The organism is Paraburkholderia sp. A1RI_3L, assembly GCF_048957895.1.
Classification (GTDB): domain Bacteria; phylum Pseudomonadota; class Gammaproteobacteria; order Burkholderiales; family Burkholderiaceae; genus Paraburkholderia; species Paraburkholderia kururiensis.
Genome location: NZ_JARCHA010000006.1, coordinates 87,270 through 105,598, shown reverse-complemented (window position 1 = coordinate 105,598; position 18,329 = coordinate 87,270). Strand labels below are relative to the sequence as shown.

At 66.4% G+C, this 18,329-nt stretch carries 15 protein-coding genes; 5 read left to right on the top strand and 10 right to left on the bottom strand.

Annotated elements, in window-relative coordinates; translation table 11 throughout:
- Positions 1-4: 4 nt before the first annotated feature.
- Positions 5-922 (bottom strand): tRNA glutamyl-Q(34) synthetase GluQRS, encoded by a 918-nt coding sequence (gluQRS, locus tag PXJ20_RS17845; protein ID WP_421030576.1) that lies wholly within the window; start codon positions 920-922, stop codon positions 5-7.
- Positions 923-1,028: 106 nt separating this feature from the next.
- Positions 1,029-1,940, bottom strand: coding sequence for a sulfurtransferase (locus tag PXJ20_RS17840; protein WP_421030577.1), 912 nt, complete (start codon positions 1,938-1,940; stop codon positions 1,029-1,031).
- 240 nt (positions 1,941-2,180) lie between these two features.
- Between PXJ20_RS17840 and dnaE the strand changes: the two genes are divergently transcribed.
- On the top strand, positions 2,181-5,780 hold the full coding sequence (gene dnaE / locus PXJ20_RS17835) for a DNA polymerase III subunit alpha (RefSeq protein ID WP_421030578.1): 3,600 nt from the start codon (positions 2,181-2,183) through the stop codon (positions 5,778-5,780).
- On the opposite strand, the gene PXJ20_RS17830 is transcribed toward dnaE, so the two are convergent.
- The gene (locus tag PXJ20_RS17830) at positions 5,774-6,568 is read right to left on the bottom strand and encodes a glycosyltransferase family 2 protein (RefSeq protein WP_421030579.1); all 795 of its coding nucleotides are present in this window, start codon (positions 6,566-6,568) and stop codon (positions 5,774-5,776) included. The two genes, dnaE and PXJ20_RS17830, sit on opposite strands and share 7 nt — an antisense overlap.
- 319 nt (positions 6,569-6,887) lie before the next feature.
- Between PXJ20_RS17830 and msbA the strand changes: the two genes are divergently transcribed.
- A complete protein-coding gene (gene msbA, locus PXJ20_RS17825; protein WP_017774350.1) occupies positions 6,888-8,675 on the top strand; it encodes a lipid A export permease/ATP-binding protein MsbA in 1,788 nt (595 codons plus the stop codon).
- Positions 8,676-8,840: 165 nt separating this feature from the next.
- Positions 8,841-9,878 (top strand): glycosyltransferase family 2 protein, encoded by a 1,038-nt coding sequence (locus PXJ20_RS17820; RefSeq protein ID WP_421030580.1) that lies wholly within the window; start codon positions 8,841-8,843, stop codon positions 9,876-9,878.
- Between the two features lie 12 nt (positions 9,879-9,890).
- Here PXJ20_RS17820 and PXJ20_RS17815 read toward each other — a convergent pair whose 3' ends face one another.
- Positions 9,891-10,919, bottom strand: a complete 1,029-nt coding sequence (locus tag PXJ20_RS17815) for a glycosyltransferase family 2 protein (RefSeq protein ID WP_421030581.1) — start codon at positions 10,917-10,919, stop codon at positions 9,891-9,893.
- A gap of 128 nt (positions 10,920-11,047) precedes the next feature.
- On the opposite strand from PXJ20_RS17815, the gene PXJ20_RS17810 reads away from it, so the two are divergent.
- On the top strand, positions 11,048-12,181 hold the full coding sequence (locus tag PXJ20_RS17810; RefSeq protein WP_244144216.1) for a glycosyltransferase: 1,134 nt from the start codon (positions 11,048-11,050) through the stop codon (positions 12,179-12,181).
- 36 nt (positions 12,182-12,217) lie between these two features.
- Here the strand turns inward: PXJ20_RS17810 and PXJ20_RS17805 are convergent, their stop codons facing one another.
- Positions 12,218-13,468: an O-antigen ligase family protein gene (locus PXJ20_RS17805; RefSeq protein ID WP_421030583.1), complete on the bottom strand. Its 1,251-nt coding sequence runs from the start codon at positions 13,466-13,468 to the stop codon at positions 12,218-12,220.
- A gap of 289 nt (positions 13,469-13,757) precedes the next feature.
- Between PXJ20_RS17805 and PXJ20_RS17800 the strand changes: the two genes are divergently transcribed.
- Positions 13,758-14,600 carry a glycosyltransferase family 2 protein gene (locus PXJ20_RS17800; protein WP_413213417.1) on the top strand — a complete coding sequence of 281 codons (843 nt, stop codon included), beginning with the start codon at positions 13,758-13,760 and terminating at the stop codon, positions 14,598-14,600.
- A gap of 65 nt (positions 14,601-14,665) precedes the next feature.
- Here PXJ20_RS17800 and PXJ20_RS17795 read toward each other — a convergent pair whose 3' ends face one another.
- The 5 genes from PXJ20_RS17795 to rlmH all read right to left on the bottom strand — a co-directional run bounded on the left by PXJ20_RS17795 (position 14,666) and on the right by rlmH (position 18,301).
- A complete protein-coding gene (locus PXJ20_RS17795) occupies positions 14,666-14,995 on the bottom strand; it encodes a hypothetical protein (RefSeq protein ID WP_413213418.1) in 330 nt (109 codons plus the stop codon).
- A gap of 56 nt (positions 14,996-15,051) precedes the next feature.
- A complete protein-coding gene (locus tag PXJ20_RS17790; protein ID WP_017774357.1) occupies positions 15,052-15,210 on the bottom strand; it encodes a hypothetical protein in 159 nt (52 codons plus the stop codon).
- 223 nt (positions 15,211-15,433) lie between these two features.
- Positions 15,434-16,903 (bottom strand): ribonuclease G, encoded by a 1,470-nt coding sequence (rng, locus tag PXJ20_RS17785; RefSeq protein WP_017774358.1) that lies wholly within the window; start codon positions 16,901-16,903, stop codon positions 15,434-15,436.
- Between the two features lie 18 nt (positions 16,904-16,921).
- The gene (locus PXJ20_RS17780; RefSeq protein WP_421030584.1) at positions 16,922-17,578 is read right to left on the bottom strand and encodes a Maf family protein; all 657 of its coding nucleotides are present in this window, start codon (positions 17,576-17,578) and stop codon (positions 16,922-16,924) included.
- Between the two features lie 252 nt (positions 17,579-17,830).
- Positions 17,831-18,301, bottom strand: coding sequence for a 23S rRNA (pseudouridine(1915)-N(3))-methyltransferase RlmH (gene rlmH / locus PXJ20_RS17775; RefSeq protein WP_017774360.1), 471 nt, complete (start codon positions 18,299-18,301; stop codon positions 17,831-17,833).
- Positions 18,302-18,329: the final 28 nt, after the last annotated feature.

The window sequence follows — 18,329 nt, the reverse complement described above, 5'->3', positions numbered from 1 at the left end:
GCCGTCACGAGATCTTCATCAGCCGCGCCCACGCTGCCGTGGCGCCGGCCAGAAACGCCGCTGTCGATGCATAGCGCGTCTCGTCCAGATCCAGTCCCAGATGGTTTGCCGCCGCGTGCAGCGCGTCGAGCGGCCGGCTTGCGTCCAGCGCGGTGGCGCCGGTCTGCTTGCTGAGCTTTTCGCCTTCGTCGTTCGTGACGACCGGCACGTGCAGATACGCGGGCGTCGGCACGCCCAGGCACCGCTGCAGGTAGATCTGCCGCGCGGTGGAGTCGAGCAGGTCGGCGCCGCGCACGATGTGCGTGATGCCCGCGTCGGCGTCGTCCACCACCACCGCGAGCTGATACGCCCATTGCCCGTCCGCGCGCAGCAGCACGAAGTCGCCGACTTCCGTCGCCAGATTCTGCGTTTGCAGCCCTTGCCAGCGGTCCACGAACGAGATCACGGCGGGGTCGTCCGCCATGCTTTTTTCATTCGCGACGCTGGGTGCGCCGTCCGGCACACGCAGGCGCCACGCGCGCGGCGTCTTGCCGTGCAAACCTTGGCGGCAGGTGCCCGGGTAGATCAGCGTGGTGTGACGCGTGTGGGCATGCAGCTGCGAGTCGGCAATTTCCTTGCGCGTGCAGCCGCACGGGTAGACGAGTCCGGCTGCCTGCAACTGATCGAACGCCTGCTGGTAGCGCGCCGTGCGCTGGCTTTGCCAGACGGGCGGTTCGTCGGCGCGCATGCCGAATTGCGCGAGCGTGTCGAGGATGTCATCGGCCGCGCCCGGCACGGTGCGCGGCCCGTCCACGTCTTCGATGCGCACGAGCCAGGCGCCGCCGTGCGCACGCGCATCCGCCCAGCTCGCGAGTGCTGCCACGAGGGAGCCGAAGTGCAGCGGTCCGGTGGGCGACGGGGCGAAGCGGCCGCGGTAGGCCATGGTGCGGGCCGCTGTGGTGGGTTGTGGGCGGGTGCTCAACGCGCGGAAGGGGCTTGGCGGTTTAACGGACTCGACCGGCTAGACGGGCTCGGCTGGCTCGATAGGCTCAAGCAGCCTGCGAACGCTCACCGGCAGTCGCCGCCGTGTGCGCCCCGGCTTGAGCGCCGCCGTTGGCACGCGCCGGATGGCATGCGGGACAGCTCTTGCCCGGCGTATAGAGCGGCGAGCGCTGGTCCTCGGCGCTCACCACGGCGCGGCACGCGAAGCATTGCGCGATGTCGGCGGGCTTGAGCGCGGGGTCGAGCGCCGTGCGATGGTCGAACACGAAGCAGGCGCCGTGATAGTGCGCGCCGCCCACTTCCTCGAAGTACTTGAGGATGCCGCCTTCGAGCTGATAGACATGCTCGATGCCCGCTTCCTTCATGTGGATGGCCGCCTTCTCGCAGCGGATGCCGCCCGTGCAGAACGACACCACCGTCTTGCCTTCCAGGTCCGCGCGATGCGCCTCGATCACCGCGGGGAATTCGCTGAACTTCGCGATGCGGTAGTCGAGCGCGTCGTCGAACGTGCCCACGTCCACTTCGAACGCGTTGCGCGTGTCGAGCATCACGACCGGGCGGCCTTCGTCGTCGTGGCCGCGGTCGAGCCATGCCTTCAACGTACGGGCGTCCACGGCGGGCGCGCGGCCCAGCTCGGGCTGGATCGCGGGCTTCTTCATCGTGATGATCTCGCGCTTGAGGCGCACGAGCATGCGGTTGAACGGCCGGTCCTCCGAGAAGCTTTCCTTGAACTGCAGGCTCGCGAACTTGCCTTCGAAGAGCGGGTCGTGGCGCAGGTAATCCATGAACGCGCGGGCGTTGTCGGGCGTGCCGGCGACGAACAGGTTGATGCCTTCGGGCGCGAGCAGGATGGTGCCGCGCAGGTCGAGCGCCTTGCAGCGTTCGAGCATGAGCGGGCGCCATTCGGCGGTCTTGTCGAGCGTGACGAAGTAGTAGGAAGCGAGATTCAGGATGGACATGGCGTTCTGCGATAAGACAGGCCTGCGCAGCGGTGCGGCGGCGAGGTTGCCGCGACGGCGTGACAGCCGCCGGACGCAAGCGGCGCGGGCGCAAACCGCTATTATCCCTCAACTGCGAAGGGGCTCTTCTGCATCGGCCTGGATGCTCCGGGAGCACCTCGTGAGGCCCCTCCGGCACGCAGCTTTTCGCCTCTCTCTCCGTCCCAAATTAGCCGAAGGCCGCAGGCGCCCGGTTGTACAATGTCGCGCATGTCAGATCCCCGCTTCGTTCACCTCCGCGTCCACTCGGAATTCTCGATTGCCGACGGCATCGTGCGCCTCGACGACATCGTCGCGGCGGCGGCCAAAGACGGTCAGGGCGCACTCGCGCTCACCGATCTCGGCAACGCATTCGGTCTCGTTCGTTTCTACAAGGAAGCCCGTGGCAAAGGGGTCAAACCCATTGCTGGCTGCGACGTCTGGATCATGAATCCGGACGACCGCGACAAGCCTTCGCGTCTTTTGCTGCTCGTGAAGGACCGGCGCGGTTACCTGAATCTCTGCGAGCTGCTCACGAAAGCGTGGCTCACGAACCAGTACCGCGGCCGCGCCGAAGTGGATGCGGCGTGGCTCGAAGGCGAGCTTGCCGAAGGGCTGCTCGCGCTGTCGGGCGCGCAGCACGGCGACATCGGTCTTGCGCTTGCCGCCGGCAACGAGGAAGCGGCGAAGCGCCATGCCGAGCGTTGGGCCAAGGTCTTTCCGAACGGGTTCTACATCGAGTTGCAACGTGGCGGCCATCCCGGCGCGGAAGCCTATGTGCAACAGGTGGTGACGATCGCGGCGCAACTGAAGCTGCCGGTGGTTGCCACGCACGCCGTGCAGTTCATGACGCCCGACGACTTCACGGCACACGAGGCGCGCGTCTGTATTTCGGAAGGCGATATCCTTGCCAATCCGCGTCGCCCGAAACGCTTCACCACCGAGCAGTACTTCCGCACCCAGGACGAGATGGCGAAGCTCTTCGCCGACATTCCGTCCGCGCTCGCCAACACCGTTGAAATCGCGAAGCGCTGCAATCTCACGCTCGAACTCGGCAAGCCCAAGCTGCCGCTCTTTCCGACGCCGGACGGCCTCTCCCTCGACGACTACCTCGTGCAGCTCTCGAAAGAAGGGCTCGAGAAGCGCCTCGTGCAGCTCTATCCAAACGAGGCCGAGCGCGAGCAGGAACGCGAGCGCTACTACCAGCGGCTCGACTTCGAGTGCGGAACCATCATCAAGATGGGCTTTCCGGGTTACTTCCTGATCGTTGCGGACTTCATCAACTGGGCCAAGAACAACGGCGTGCCGGTGGGGCCGGGCCGGGGCTCGGGCGCGGGTTCGCTCGTCGCTTACGCGCTCGGTATTACCGACCTCGATCCGCTGCGCTACAACCTGCTGTTCGAACGCTTCCTGAACCCGGAACGCGTGTCGATGCCCGACTTCGACATCGACTTCTGTCAGCACGGCCGCGACCGCGTGATCCAGTACGTGAAGGAAAAGTACGGCGCGGACGCCGTCTCGCAGATCGCCACCTTCGGCACCATGGCGGCGAAGGCGGCGGTGCGCGACATCGGCCGCGTGCTCGACCTCGGCTACAACTTCACGGACGGTGTGGCGAAGCTCATTCCGTTCAAGCCCGGCAAGCACGTCACGATTGCCGACGCGATGAAGGAAGAGCCGCTGCTGCAGGAGCGCAACGACAACGAAGACGAAGTACGCCAGTTGCTCGAACTCGCGCAGCGCGTGGAAGGCTTGACGCGTAACGTCGGCATGCACGCGGGCGGCGTGCTGATTGCGCCCGGCAAGCTCACCGACTTCTGTCCGCTCTACACGCAGGGCGACGAAAGCGGCGTGGTGAGCCAGTACGACAAGGACGACGTGGAAGCCGTCGGCCTCGTGAAGTTCGACTTTCTGGGTCTCACGACGCTGACCATTCTCGACTGGGCGGAGCGCTACATTCGCCGGCTCGATCCGTCGAAGGAGAACTGGTCGCTCGCGCAGGTGCCGCTCGACGACCCGGCGTCGTTCTCGATCCTCAAAAAGGCCAACACGGTTGCCGTGTTCCAGCTGGAAAGCCGCGGCATGCAAGGCATGCTGAAAGACGCCCAGCCCGACCGCTTCGAGGACATCATCGCGCTCGTGGCGCTGTACCGTCCCGGCCCGATGGACCTGATCCCCAGCTTCTGCGCGCGCAAGCACGGCCGCGAGATGGTGGAGTACCCGGACCCGCGCGTCGAGCCCGTCCTGAAAGAGACCTACGGGATCATGGTCTATCAGGAGCAGGTGATGCAGATGGCGCAGATCATCGGCGGCTACTCGCTGGGCGGCGCCGACCTGCTGCGTCGCGCGATGGGCAAGAAGAAGCCCGAAGAGATGGCGCAGCACCGCGAAATCTTCGCCGAGGGCGCGGCGAAGAACGGCCTCTCGCGGGCGAAGTCCGACGAAATCTTCGACTTGATGGAGAAGTTCGCGGGCTACGGCTTCAACAAGTCGCACGCCGCGGCCTACGCGCTGCTCGCGTACTACACCGCGTGGCTGAAGGCGCACCATCCCGCCGAATTCATGGCGGCCAACATGTCGCTCGCGATGGACGACACGGACAAGGTCAAGATCCTGTTCGAAGACTGCATCGCCAACGGCATGACGGTGCTGCCGCCCGACGTCAACCGCTCGGCCTATCGCTTCGAGCCGGTGGGCGAGCCCGACGGCAAGCGCGCGAAGACCATCCGCTACGGCCTTGGCGCCATCAAGGGCAGCGGCCAGAACGCGATCGAGGAAATTCTGCGGGCGCGCGAAGACGGTCCCTTCACGGACCTGTTCGATTTCTGCGCGCGCGTGGATCGCCGCATCGTCAACCGCCGCACCGTCGAAGCCATGATCCGCGCCGGCGCGTTCGACGCGCTGCACGCCAATCGCGCGCAGCTCATCGCGTCGGTGCCGCTCGCCATGGAAGCGGCTGAGCAGGCCGCCGCGAACGCCTTGCAGGCCGGCCTCTTCGACATGGGCGACGCGCCCTCGCAAGGCCACGAACTCGTGGATGAGCCCGCGTGGCCCGAAAAGCGCAAGCTTCAGGAAGAGAAGGGCGCGCTAGGCTTCTATCTCTCGGGCCACCTCTTCGATGCCTACAAGGACGAGGTGCGCCGCTTCGTGCGGCTCAAGATCGGCGAACTGAAGGAGGGCCGCGACCGACTGATTGCGGGCGTGATCGCGTCACTGCGCACGCAGATGACGCAGCGCGGCAAGATGCTGATCGCACTCGTGGACGACGGCACAGGCCAGTGCGAAGTGACCGTTTTCAACGAACAGTTCGAAGCGCACAAGCACCTGTTCAAGGAAGACGAACTGCTCGTCGTGCAGGGCCAGGCGCGCAACGACGCGTTCACGGGCGGCATCCGCTTCACGGCGGAGACGGTGATGGACCTCGAGCGCGCGCGCAGCCGCTATGCCCAGGCGGTGAAGGTACAGATGAACGGCAACGCTGACGCGCTTGCGCTGCGCCGCGTGCTGGAGGCGCATTGCGCCCGTGCCGACGAGGCGCAGGCCGCGGCTGCGCAGGCATCGGCGCCCGCGGGCAGGGGCGGCAACGGCGGGTATGGCCGCAATGGGGCAAACGGCGGAGGCTATGGAGGCAACGGTGGCGGCCACTCCCGCTCAGCACCGGCGCCGATTCCCAACGGCCTCGCGGTGCAGATCGTCTATCGCAGCGACAACGCCGAAGGCGAAGTGCGCTTAGGCGACGCGTGGCGCGTGAAGCCTACCGACGAACTGCTCTCGGCGTTGCGCGGCGAGTTCGCGGGAAGCTCGATCGAAATCGTTTATTGAACGGACTTGCCGGCGTCCTGCGGGGCGGGCCGGCGGTCCGCTTCGTCCAGATGGGCGAGCTTGAGGAAGCGGTAGTAGACCGTTTCCGCATTGAAGACGGCGATCATGAAACCCGCGCGGCCGTCGAGGAACCCTCGCCGCAGAATCCAGGTACGCACGAAGGCCCACAGGCCGCGCGCCACCGCCTTGCCGAAGCTGCCGCGCTGCCCCGCTGCGTGCCGCTGGGCAGCGCCGGCGCTGGAGTAGGCGTCGAGCTTGCGCAGCACGCTCTCGAAGTCTTCGTACGAGTAGTGCAGTAGCCGGCCGTCGAGCCGTTGCGTCGGTCCTTCGAAGACGAGCCGCTCGTGTACGAGGTCGCCGGAAAAGCGCGCCGCGCCGCGCCGGAACAGGCGCGGAATCCAGTCCGGATACCAGCCGCTGTGGCGTACCCACTGGCCGCAGAAGCTCGACAGCCGGTCGATTTCGTAGACGTCCGCGCGCGGCTTTGCGATTGCGGCGCGTATCGAGTCGGCCAGTTGCGGCGAGACGATCTCGTCGGCGTCGATGGAAAGCACCCAGGTCGTGGCAAGCGCATCGAGCGCGCGGTTCTTCTGCGGGCCGAAGCCGGGCCAGTCGAGGTGCTCGATGACGCGGGCGCCGTGGGCGCGGGCGATCTCGAGCGTGGTATCGGTGCTGCCGCTGTCCACCACGACGATCTCTTCGGCGAAGGCCACGGAGGCAAGGCACTCGGCGAGCCGCGCGGCGGCATTGCGGGTGATGATGGCGACGCCGAGCGTAGGCGGGTTCATGCGTGAGTAGCGGGCGGTAGAGGTGAGTGGAGAAGGCGTCGGAAAAGCTCGCGAAAGTATACACAGCGCGCGCGGCCGAGCCGTCGGCACGGTTGAACCCTGATGCCGCAATGCGCACGAAACGCGCGCAAAACGCGAACAGAACGCGAACAGAACGCGAACAGAACGCGAACAGAACGCGAACAGAACGCGTGCAAGCGAATGTATCGGCACTGCTGTGCGGTGCCCCGTGGCCGGCGGTTTACAATGCTGGTCTTTCCGATCGGTCCGCGGCGCAACTGCCCCGGACGCCTGTTTGTCCGTATTTCCCGAGGAACTCTTGAGCGCGAAGCCCACGTTAAGCAAGCCCATAGGCGGTTCCGGCGACGCTTCTTCGCCCGTCGTCGTGTTGCGGCGGTTGCTGCCGTACCTGAAGCCGTTGTGGTGGGTGTTGATTGCCGGCATCGCGGCCATGGCCGTCAGCTCGGCCACCGACGCCGGCATCCCCGCGCTCTTGAAGCCGCTGCTCGACCACGGCTTCGGCGCCAAGGGCAGCCCCAGCGCGAAGTGGTACGTCCCGGCTGCCGTGATCGGCCTCGCATTCGTGCGCGGCGTCTCGCAGTATGCGTCCGGCTACCTGCTGCAGTACGTGTCGAACCGCGTCCTGCTCGAACTGCGCATGAAGATGTTCGACCGGATGATCCATACGAGCGTCGCATTCTTCCAGCGCGAGACCGCGAGTACCGTCATCAACGCCATCGTGTTCGAGGTCAACCAGATCCTCAACGTGCTGGTGAGCGTGATGGTGACGCTCGTGCGCGACTCGCTCACCGTGCTGTTCCTGCTCGCGTACCTGTTCTATCTCAACTGGCGCCTGACGCTGATCGTGGCCGTGCTGCTGCCGGGCATCGGCTGGCTGGTGGGCAAGATCAACCGGCGCCTGCGTCGCCTGAACCGCGAGCACCAGGCGCTCACCAACGAACTGTCGTACATCGTCGAAGAGACCGTGGGCGGCTACAAGGTCGTGAAGGTCCACAACGGCGAGCGATACGAGACCGACCGCTTCAACGCGCTGAGCCGCCGGCTGCGCGGCTACTCGATGCGGATGACCATCTCGGGCGGGCTCGCGCAGCCGCTCACGCAGTTCCTGTCGTCCATTGCGCTCGCGGTGGTCATCACGATCGCCGTGGTGCAGTCGTCGCACGACCAGACCACGGTGGGAGGCTTCGTCGCGTTCGTCACGTCGATGCTGCTCATCATTTCGCCGCTCAAGCATCTGATGGACGTGAACCAGCCGCTGCAACGCGGCATGACCGCGGCCGAGCTGATCTTCGGTCTGATCGACGAGCCGCCCGAGCCCGAAGGCGGCGGGCTGCCGCTCGAACGCGCGACCGGCGAGGTCGAGTTTCGCGACGTGTCGTTCACCTATGGCCTCGCCGGTCAGCCCACGCTCGACCGCGTGTCGTTCAAGGTGGCGCCGGGCGAGATGGTGGCGCTCGCGGGGCCGTCGGGCAGCGGCAAGACCACGCTCGTGAACCTGCTGCCGCGCTTCTTCGACCCGACGGGCGGCGAGATTCTCGTGGATGGCGTCGCGCTGCCCGACTACAACGTGCACGGGCTGCGCAGCCAGATCGCGATGGTGAGCCAGGACGTGACGCTCTTCAACGACACGATCGCGAGCAACGTGGCCTACGGCGAGACCCCCGACCGCGAGCGCGTGGCCGCGGCACTGAAGGCGGCGAACCTGTGGGATACCGTCACGGCGATGCCGGACGGCATCGATACGCTCGTGGGCGACAACGGCATGCGGCTGTCGGGCGGACAGCGGCAGCGCCTCGCCATCGCGCGGGCCATCTACAAGGACGCGCCGATCCTGATTCTCGACGAAGCCACCTCGGCGCTGGACTCCGAATCGGAGCGCCACGTACAGGCCGCGCTGGAAACGCTGATGCGCGGGCGCACGACGCTCGTGATCGCGCACCGGCTTTCCACCATCGAGCGCGCCGACCGGATTCTCGTGATGGAAGCAGGGCGCATCGTCGAGCGCGGCAGCCATCAGCAATTGCTGGCGCAGGGCGGGCTTTACGCGCATCTGCACCGGATCCAGTTTCAGCAGGCGGCGGCGTAGGGCAGGGGGCGGTGTTCCCGCCGGGCCTCTCCGCCGCCCGCAAGTGCGCCGACGCCACAATTGATCGCCCGAATTGTAACGAATTGTTGCAATTTTCGAATCTGTCCCTCATGCTGCGCGCTGGTCTGTGCAACGATGCGGCGCGAGACGCCGCGGCTTCCCGGCATGCTCGCTCACACACGCTTTCCGCTCGTTTCAGTCGCGCTCGCAACCTATAACGGCACACCGCATTTGCCCGAGTTCCTGGCCTCCCTCGAAGCCCAGACCTGGCCCAATCTCGAAGTCGTCGTCTCCGACGACGGCTCCACCGACGGAACCCCCGATCTGCTCCAATCCTACCGCGGCCCGCTTCGCATCCGGGTCGTGGCGGCCGGCGAGCGCGTGGGCATTGCGCGCAACTTCGAACGGGCGATGGCCGGTTGCGAAGGCGAGTTCATCACGCTAGCCGACCAGGACGACGTCTGGGCGCCGGAAAAAATCGCCGACGCCGTTGCGGCGCTGCAGGCCGTGGCCGCGCGGCGCGGCGCCGACACCCCCGCGCTGGCCTTCTGCGACATCGAACTGGTCGATGCGCGTCTTGCCTGCCTGTCCAGGTCGCTGTTTCACATCACGACGAAGTCGGCCAACGCCGCGCGGCTGCGCGACTTCCTTCTGAGCAACCACATTCCCGGCTGCTCGATGCTGCTGAATCGGGCTGCGGTCGAACGCGCGTTGCCGATGCCGCCACAGGTCGTGATGCACGACTGGTGGCTGGCGATGGTGGCGGCTGCGTTCGGCGAGATCGTGCATGTTGCGAAGCCGCATCTGAAGTACCGGCAGCATGGGGGCAACGCGGTGGGGGCAGCCGCCACGGGCAGCTGCCAGGCCGTACGCGACCCGGCTCTCGCGGCGCTCTCATCGGCCGAGCGGCGCGAGCGCGGCCGCCGCCGGCAGATCAATGGCGTGGCGGCGCAGTTGCAGGCATTCGCCTTCCGTTTCGGCGATGAACTGCCGCCGCGCGCTCAGGCCGACATGGCCGCGCTTTCGCGGGGCCTTGCGAACATGGCGGGCGCGTTGTGGTTCGTCACAAATACGCACACCGGCGAGACCTTCCTGCGTTCCCTCAAGATGCTGCGACGCCTGCGGCTCAGCGTGCTGCGCTTCGGCATGGACGCCGGCCGCCGGCGCGGCGGACGTACTGCCGCCGGACTGTCCCGCGTCTGAGCCGGCTTCGCGCTATCCCTTTCTGAAGGTGCGCTTGGCCCAGAGGAGCGGCGCGTAGACGGCGGGGCAGGTGGTGTGGAGGAACATCCTGATCCTGAGCCCCCACTTGACGTCCCGTTGACCAAAGACGAGCGCAAGACGCTCGCCGGTACCCCGCGCCTCGAACATCGCGCGGATGAACTGTTCACGGGCGATCTTCGGCGCGAGCGTGCGCCGCATCCGGTCGCCAAGACCCGCCACCTCCGCATCTCGCTGCAACTGCGCCGCCTCCGATAGCGCGAAGCGATTGCTTTGCTGCACGCGCGCGAGCATCTCTGCCACCGAGCGGTAGCGCCGCTTGCCCGAAAGGCCGCCGCGCCGGTAGCGCACGAGCGGCTCGTGCAAGCTCATGGCGCCGCCCGTGGCGATGGCGCGGAACGTCATGACCTGGTCCTCGGCGGCCGTGCCTGGCTGCATCGGGCCGAAGCGCTCGAAAAGACGACGCGACCACGTGTGTGCCGCGCCCACCAGGAAGGGCCGCTTCTCGAACCAGTCGTCGATGCGGTAGCGGCCGAGGTCGTCGGGCGTGACGCGCCCGTGCGCATCGCCGGCGTCGTCGATGCTCGTGAGATCCGTTGCGATCAGGTCCGGTTGGCGGCCGTGCTCGAGCCAGAACTGCACGACGCGCTCGCAGCGGTCGGGGGCCGAAAGATCGTCGCCGGCGGCAACGAACAGCAGTTCGCCGTGAGCCATGCCGGTGAGGCGCGAAAGGTGCGCGCTGATGCCTTCGTTGACCGTATTGCGGCGCGTGATGACGCGATGCGGGCCGGTGTAGTCGCGCACCGTCGCTTCGATGGCGGCGTACGTCCCGTCGCGCGAGCAGTCGTCGGAAATGATGATCTCGATCGGCTGCCAGGTCTGCGCCAGCACGCTGCGCACGGCATCGGCAATCACGCGTTCCTGGTTGTAGGCGATCAACAGGACGGAGACAAGCGGTCGCGCAGCGGATGCTGTCGTGCCGGCGTCTGCGGGGGCGGCGGGCGATGCCTCAGGTGTGTTCATAAGCGGGTGTCGAAAGGCGAACCGGCAGATTCTACTGGGTCGAGCGTCTCGCGGTTCCATTACAATCGCGCTGGTTCGCCGCGGCGCTTCCACGCGCTCGCGTGACCATTCAATTCATCCCGAACGAGATGCCGTCCTTGCCTGAATCCTCGTCAGATCCCCGCGCCGATGCCCTGACGCATGCGCCCAACGATTCCTTGCGGCTGACCGACATCGCGCTCACGGCTCAGGCGTTGAAAGCGAGCGGCGGAGCGGAGCGTTACACGCGTGACGTCATCGCGGGCTTTCATCGCATGGGGCTGCGGCCCACGCTCTACGCACGCGAGATTGACCGCGCGATGGAGGAAGCTCGCTGGATCGACGCCCAGCCGCTCAACGTGCGCTGGGCGCCGCGCAAGCTGCGCAATCTGGCATTCAACTGGCGGCTCGCGCGGCGGCTGCGGCAACACCGGCCGCAGTGCCTCTTCGCGATCAACCATTCGCCATTCGCCGACGTGGCGTTGTGCGGCGGCACCCACCCGGGCTCGCTGGAAGCGGCAGGACGCAGCGAGCGGCGCAGCGACCGCTGGCAGATCGAACTGGAGCGACGCACCTACACGAACGCGCGGGCGATCGTGGCGCACTCGAAACTGATGGGCCGTGAGTTGCAGCGGTTCTATGGCATTGCGCCCGGGAAGATCTCGGTGATCTATCCGCCCGTCGATACGGGCCGTTTCAAGCCGCTCGCGAACGACGCGCGCATGGAGGCGCGGCGCCGTTTCGGCTTGCCCGAAGACCGCGTGGTTTTCGTGTTCTCGTCCACGAGCCACGAACGCAAAGGGTATGACCTGCTCGAAGCGTTCTTTGCCCAGACGACATTGCCGGTGTGCCTTGCCGTGGCGGGGCGTCCGGTGCCTCGCACGAGCGACACGATTCGCTACGTGGGCTACTGCCGCGACATCGAGACGTTGTTCGCGGCGGCGGACTATACCGTGGTGGCGTCGGCTTATGAGCCCTTCGGCCTCGTGGGCGTGGAGTCGGTGATGTGCGGCACGCCGCTCGTCATCGCGGATAACGTCGGGTCGGCCGAAGCCGTCGCGCAGGGCGGGAAGATCGAGTTCTCGCGCACCACGCCCGGCAGCTTCGAGCACGCGATTCAGGCGGCCATCGAGCAGGTGCGCGCAGGCCATGCGCGTCTCGAACGTCCACTGGAGAACCTCGTCTACGACCCGGGCGTGGATGCGCACGTGGCCGCGCTTTATCGCCTGATGTCAGCCGTTTGAGCCGCGGTGGTGGGTGAAGGATAGGTACCGGCCGCTTCAGTTGCCCGACGCAATCTCCCGGCCGCGCACCTCGATCATGGCAAGCAGCGTCGCCGTGAGCAGCGCAAGGAGCACCGTCACCATGATGGGCACGAGTACGTCGATGGTGAGCCCGAAGATGATGGTGCTGAACGACACGGCGAGCCCTGCATGGGCGGCGGCCCGGATGGTGGGGTCTGCGGCGCGGCGATGACGCCAGAAGTAGACCAGGGTGCCGGAATAGTAGAGCGCGAGGCAGAGCACGCCGACCGTTCCCATCTCCGCGAGCGTCGAGAAGAAGTCGCTGTGGGCGCGTTCATTGACGATCTCGCTCTTCACTTCGCCGCGTTTGGCCATCTCACCGAGCGCATCGACCAGCCGGCCTTTACCCACGCCGTAGACCGGGTGCTGCGAGAAAATCCGCAGTGACGCCTGCCAGAGTTGCAGCCGCAAGCCGACTGAGGTGTCGTCGTTGCCGCGCTGCATGAGTGTGACGTCGGTCGTGGCTTCGTCGAAGCGATGCCGCATGCGCTCCGTCGACAGCAGCGCCGCGGCACAGGCCACCACCACCACCGTGGCGATCGCGAGCCGCTTCCAGTGGGCAAACCAGCCGTATTGCGCGCCGAGCAGTACGACGAAGATCGGCACGGCGAGCCAGCCGCCGCGCGTCCCCGAAAGGTAAGAGACAAACCCGCCGGCCACGAGCGCGAGCAGCTTGATGGAAAGCGTGCGCCAGTCGCGCCGCGGGTCCCAGCCGAAAGTAAAAATGGAGAGGAAAGCGAGCAGCAGCGCGGTGTCGCCGAACGGAATCGCATTCGTGTAAGAGTTGTTGAGGCGCGTTGCGTCGGTCCAGCCGCCGGGCGGGCGCGCCACGATGGCCCACACCGCAACGGCGAGTGCCCCCGCCACGCAGCCCCAGCCCACGGCGCGCAGATACCGCGGCGGCATGCGACACAGCATGAGGAACAGCGGCAGCGCCAGCGCGAAACGCGAAAGGGCGTCGAACTGGCGAGGCAGCCAGTAATGTTCGACCGCTTGCTGGAGCGCGATGGCGAGCGTGAACACCAGCATGCTCGCCGTGTACCACGGGTACTTGCGCAGCGGCGCGAAGTACTCGCGGGAATGCCGGTTGGCGAACGCGACGTACAGCGAGATCGCGACGAGGAGGAAGAAGCAGTAACCAGTGCCGCCACGCCAGACGAGATTCACCGCGGGGGCGAGAAACAGCAGGGCGCCGACAAGCCGCACAAGGCGAGGCGATAAAGTCATAGGGACGAATCAGGGCGGCCACGCCGGCCGGTTTGCGAGCGATGAATCGACGGGTGGCGTGGCGTCAATTTTGATATACGAAGGCGAGCGGCATTATAACCGGCCCTCTACGGGCCACCGCGCTTAGAGCGGGTGGAGGGGAAAGTGCGGCGCCTGGGCAATCCGCACCGACTGGCGGCGGCGGGTACGAGCGCCAGGGACAGAAGGGACGGTATGCACGGGTACAATCGCACCTTCAGTGCGAGGCACGTGCCGCCGATGCGGCGCAACACAAGGATTCCCACTCCCGATGTTCTCCATCATCATCCCCACCTGGAACAACCTGCCCTACCTGCAACTCGTGATCGCAAGCCTGCGGCGGCATTCCGCCCACGCGCACCAGATCATCGTCCACGTCAACGACGGGTCGGACGGCACGCTGGCCTGGGTGCGGGAGCAGGGCATCGAGCACACCGCATCGCCCGCCAACATCGGGATCTGCCATGCCGTGAATCTTGCGGCGGCGCGCGCCAGAGAAGACTACGTCGTCTACATGAACGACGACATGTATTGCTGCCCGGGCTGGGACGTGGCGCTTGCCCGCCGGATCGCGCAGATGCCGTCCGACCTTTTCCTGCTCTCGGGCACGATGATCGAGCCTGTCGATACGGGCAATCCGTGCGTCGTGGTGCGCGACTTCGGCCGCGAGGCCGCAAGCTTCGACGCGCACGCCCTGGTGGAAGCCGCTCCCACGCTCGTGCGCGGCGACTGGCGCGGCGCCACGTGGCCGCCGACGCTCGTTCATCGTGACTGGTGGTTCAAGGTGGGCGGTTACAGCAGCGAGCTGAGTCCGGGCATGAGCAGCGACAACGATTTCTCGATGAAGCTGTGGGATGCCGGGTGCCGGATTTTCCTCGGCGTGGGCGACAGTCTCGTCTATCACTTCCAGCAGAAGAGCACCGGCAAGGTCGTCAAGAACGACGGACGCCGCCAGTTCCTGCACAAATGGGGCATGACCCAGGCGACCTTCGACCGCTTCTATCTGCGGCGCGGTCAGCCCGTCGAGGGCGCGGTTGCGGTGGAGGAACCGCAGCCTGGCGCGAAGCTCAGCCGCGCGCTGTTGAAGTCGCGCATCAAACGCGCGCTGAGCTAGGACGTCCTTCTGCCGGCCGCGCTGCCGGCTAAATTTGCTGGCCTGGCCGCCGGCGGATGAGCGCCTCACACCCCGCTCGTCACGAGGCCCAGCACCGAAAGATCGGGATGCGAGCCTTCCACGATGCTGCGTCCCACGTGCAGGGCTTCGTGCAGCGCATCATCGGTGCTTGCGAACCACTCTTCGCCGTCTGCGTGGAACGGCACCGTGTGTCCGGGCAGCGCCGGATCCGCGCCGGGATGGCAGACGTAGCCCTCATAGGTGTATCGCGCGGGCCGCGCCACGGTGCCGGGCGTCACTTGCTGGACGTCTTCCGGTACGGGACGCACGTGAATTTCGAAGCCCTCGTAATCGGCCTGATGCCAGGCCTCGCGGGCGCGGGGTAGATCGGACATGATCGCCTCCGTGGGTTGCATCGTCGATTACCGTCGTTCAACCTGCATTCGACTGTTCAGTGACGATGCCGCTCGCGTTCCCACCAGCGGTGTCCATCCATGCGGCTCAGCATCCGCTCCCGGTGAATATCGTGCCGGTACCGCGAGGTGAGCATGATGGCAACCAGCGCCAGCACCAGCAACCCGACAACGACGCTTACCATCGACTCAGCCATGGCAGCCTCCGTAGTGTTCAACCCGATAGTTCGATTCTAGGCGATGGGGCGGGAGAAGCAGGTTCGCGCTTTGGATTCGCGCTTTCGGGCCGTGCTTTGGTTTCGCGTTTTTTGGCTCGCGTTTTGCTGCCGCGCGCAGGAGAGCCGCGAAGCGGCTATGCCGACAGATTGCGGGTGGGCTGCCGTTCGCGTGGCGCCGGGAGGCATAGAGCCGTGACGCGGCTTACATCAGCACGATGTCGTACTGCTCCTGGCTCAGATTCGATTCGACCTGCAGCGACACCGGCTTGCCGATGAAATCGATCAGCATCGCCAGATGCTGCGACTCCTCTTCGAGGAACAGGTCGATCACCTGCTGCGATGCCACTACGCGGAATTCGCGCGGATTGAACTGGCGCGACTCGCGCAGAATTTCGCGCAGCACGTCGTAGCAGACGGTACGCGAGGTCTTCACCTGGCCCTTGCCCTGGCACACCGGGCACGGCTCGCACAGCACGTGCGCAAGCGATTCGCGCGTGCGCTTGCGGGTCATTTCCACGAGCCCCAACTGCGAGAAGCCGTTGACCGTCACGCGCGTGCGGTCGCGCGAGAGCGCCTTCTTGAGTTCGCCGAGCACGGCGTCGCGATGCTCGGCGTTTTCCATGTCGATGAAGTCGATGATGATCACGCCGCCCAGGTTGCGCAGGCGCAGTTGCCGCGCGATGGTGTGCGCCGCTTCCAGGTTCGTCTTGAAGATCGTGTCGTCGAAGTTGCGCGCGCCGACGTAGCCGCCGGTGTTCACGTCGATCGTCGTCATCGCCTCGGTCTGGTCGATCACGAGATAGCCGCCCGACTTCAGGTCCACGCGCCGCGACAGCGCCCGCTGGATTTCGGCCTCGATGTTGTAGAGGTCGAAGAGCGGCCGCTCGCCCGTGTAGTGATGGAGTTTCGACGACACCGCCGGCGTGAATTCCGCGGCGAACTCGGTAAGCATCTGGAACGTTTCGCGCGAGTCCACCTGGATACGCGTCGTTTCGTCGTTCACGAAGTCGCGCAGCACGCGCTGCGCGAGGTTGAGGTCCTGGTAGAGCAGGCTCGTGGCCGGCATGCGCTGCGCCTGCGCGAGAATGGTCGCCCACGTTTTGCGCAGATAGGCGACGTCGCCGGCCAGTTCCTCGCTCGTGGCGTCTTCGGCGATGGTGCGCACGATGTAGCCGCCTTTCTCGTCCGCGGGCAGCACGGAGGTGAGCCGTGCGCGCACCGCTTCGCGCTCCGCTTCGCTTTCGATCTTCTGCGAGATGCCGATGTGCGGCTCCTGCGGCAGATACACCAGCGTGCGGCCCGCAATGCTCACCTGGGTGGAAAGCCGCGCGCCCTTGGTGCCGATGGGGTCTTTGACGACCTGCACCATCAACGTCTGCCCCTCGAACACGATCTTCTCGATGGGTTGATGCGGCACGGGCTGCTGCGGCTCGCCCGCTACGCGCGGATGCCAGATGTCGGCGACGTGAAGGAACGCGGCGCGTTCAAGCCCGATGTCGATGAAGGCCGACTGCATGCCCGGCAGCACGCGCACCACCTTGCCGAGATAGATGTTGCCGACGCGCCCGCGCGACAGCGTGCGTTCGACGTGAAGCTCCTGCACTGCGCCCTGCTGGACCAGCGCAACGCGCGTCTCCTGCGGCGTGACGTTGATCAGGATCTCTTCGTTCATGGTGTTGTTCTAGATGTTCTAGAAATCGAGGCGCGCCGTGCGCAACAGCGCGGCGGTTTCGTAAAGCGGCAAACCCATGATACCCGAATAGGACCCTTCGATATGCTCGATGAACTCGGCGGCGCGTCCCTGGATGCCGTACGCGCCGGCCTTGCCGAACGGTTCGCCGTTCGATACGTAGCGCGCCAGCGCCTCGGCCGTCGACGCGGCGAAGCGCACGCGCGAGCGCGAGAGCGCCGTGGGCAGCAACGCACCGCCTGCGTCGATCACGGTCACGGCGGTGAGCACTTCGTGCTCGCGGCCGGCGAGGCGCGCGAGCATGGCGAGCGCGTCGTCGGCGTCGGCGGGCTTGCCGAGAATCGCGCCGTCGATCGTGACGGTTGTATCGGCAACGAGGACCGGCGCCGCGGCATGGCCGCCCCGTTCGAGGCGCAGACGGGCGGCCTCGGCCTTAGCCTCGCAGACGCGCACGACGTAGGCGTCGGCGGCTTCGCCTTCTAGTGTGGCTTCGAGCGCTTCGGCATCTTCATCGGGACGCGGCAGCAGCAGCTCGAAACGCACGCCGAGTTGCTGGAGCAGTTCCTGGCGGCGCGGGCTTTGCGAGGCGAGATAGACGAAGGGCCAGGCAGGTGTGGAAAGCGTGGATGGCGTGCGTGACGTGGACGGCAATGTCATGAACAGATTCCGGGAAGTAGGCGGGGGCGTTCGGTGTTTGCGGCTGAGGTTGGCGCCGACTTTGACGCCGACGTTGCCCGCTGATTCGGACGCTTCGGATGGGGCGCGAGTCGCGTGGGGCGTGTTACATAGCCACTTCACCACCCGCAGCATCGCCGGCGAGCGCCCTGTCACGCAGCGACCGCGAGTCATCGGCATCCGGCTCATCGGCATCCAGCGCGCACCGCGCGTTCGCGCCGACGAGCGCGTCATTCACGCGCGATGATACGGGTGATTCTGCGTGATGGTCCATGCGCGGTAGAGCTGCTCGGCGAGCAGCACGCGCACCATGGCGTGCGGCAGCGTGAGGCTCGAGAGGCGCAGCAGCAGATCGGCACGGGCCTTGAGCGCCGGGTCCAGCCCGTCTGCACCGCCGATCAGGAAGGCCACGTCGCGGCCGTCGCGCTGCCAGTCGGGCAGGGCGGTGGCGAGCTGCATCGTGGTCCAGTCCTTGCCGCGTTCGTCGAGGGCGACGATGCGCGCGTTCTTCGGCAGCGCCGCTTCGATTTTTTGCCGCTCGGCCGCCATCACGCTCTCCGCGGAACGGCCCGACGCGCGCTGCTCCGGCTTCAGTTCGCGCAGTTCGATACGCAGTTCCGGCGGCATGCGCTTCGCGTATTCGTCGAAGCCCGCGGCGATCCAGTCGGGCATCTTGTGGCCGACGGCAACGATGTGCAGTTTCATCGCAACGGTAGCAAGGCGGGAGCGGAGA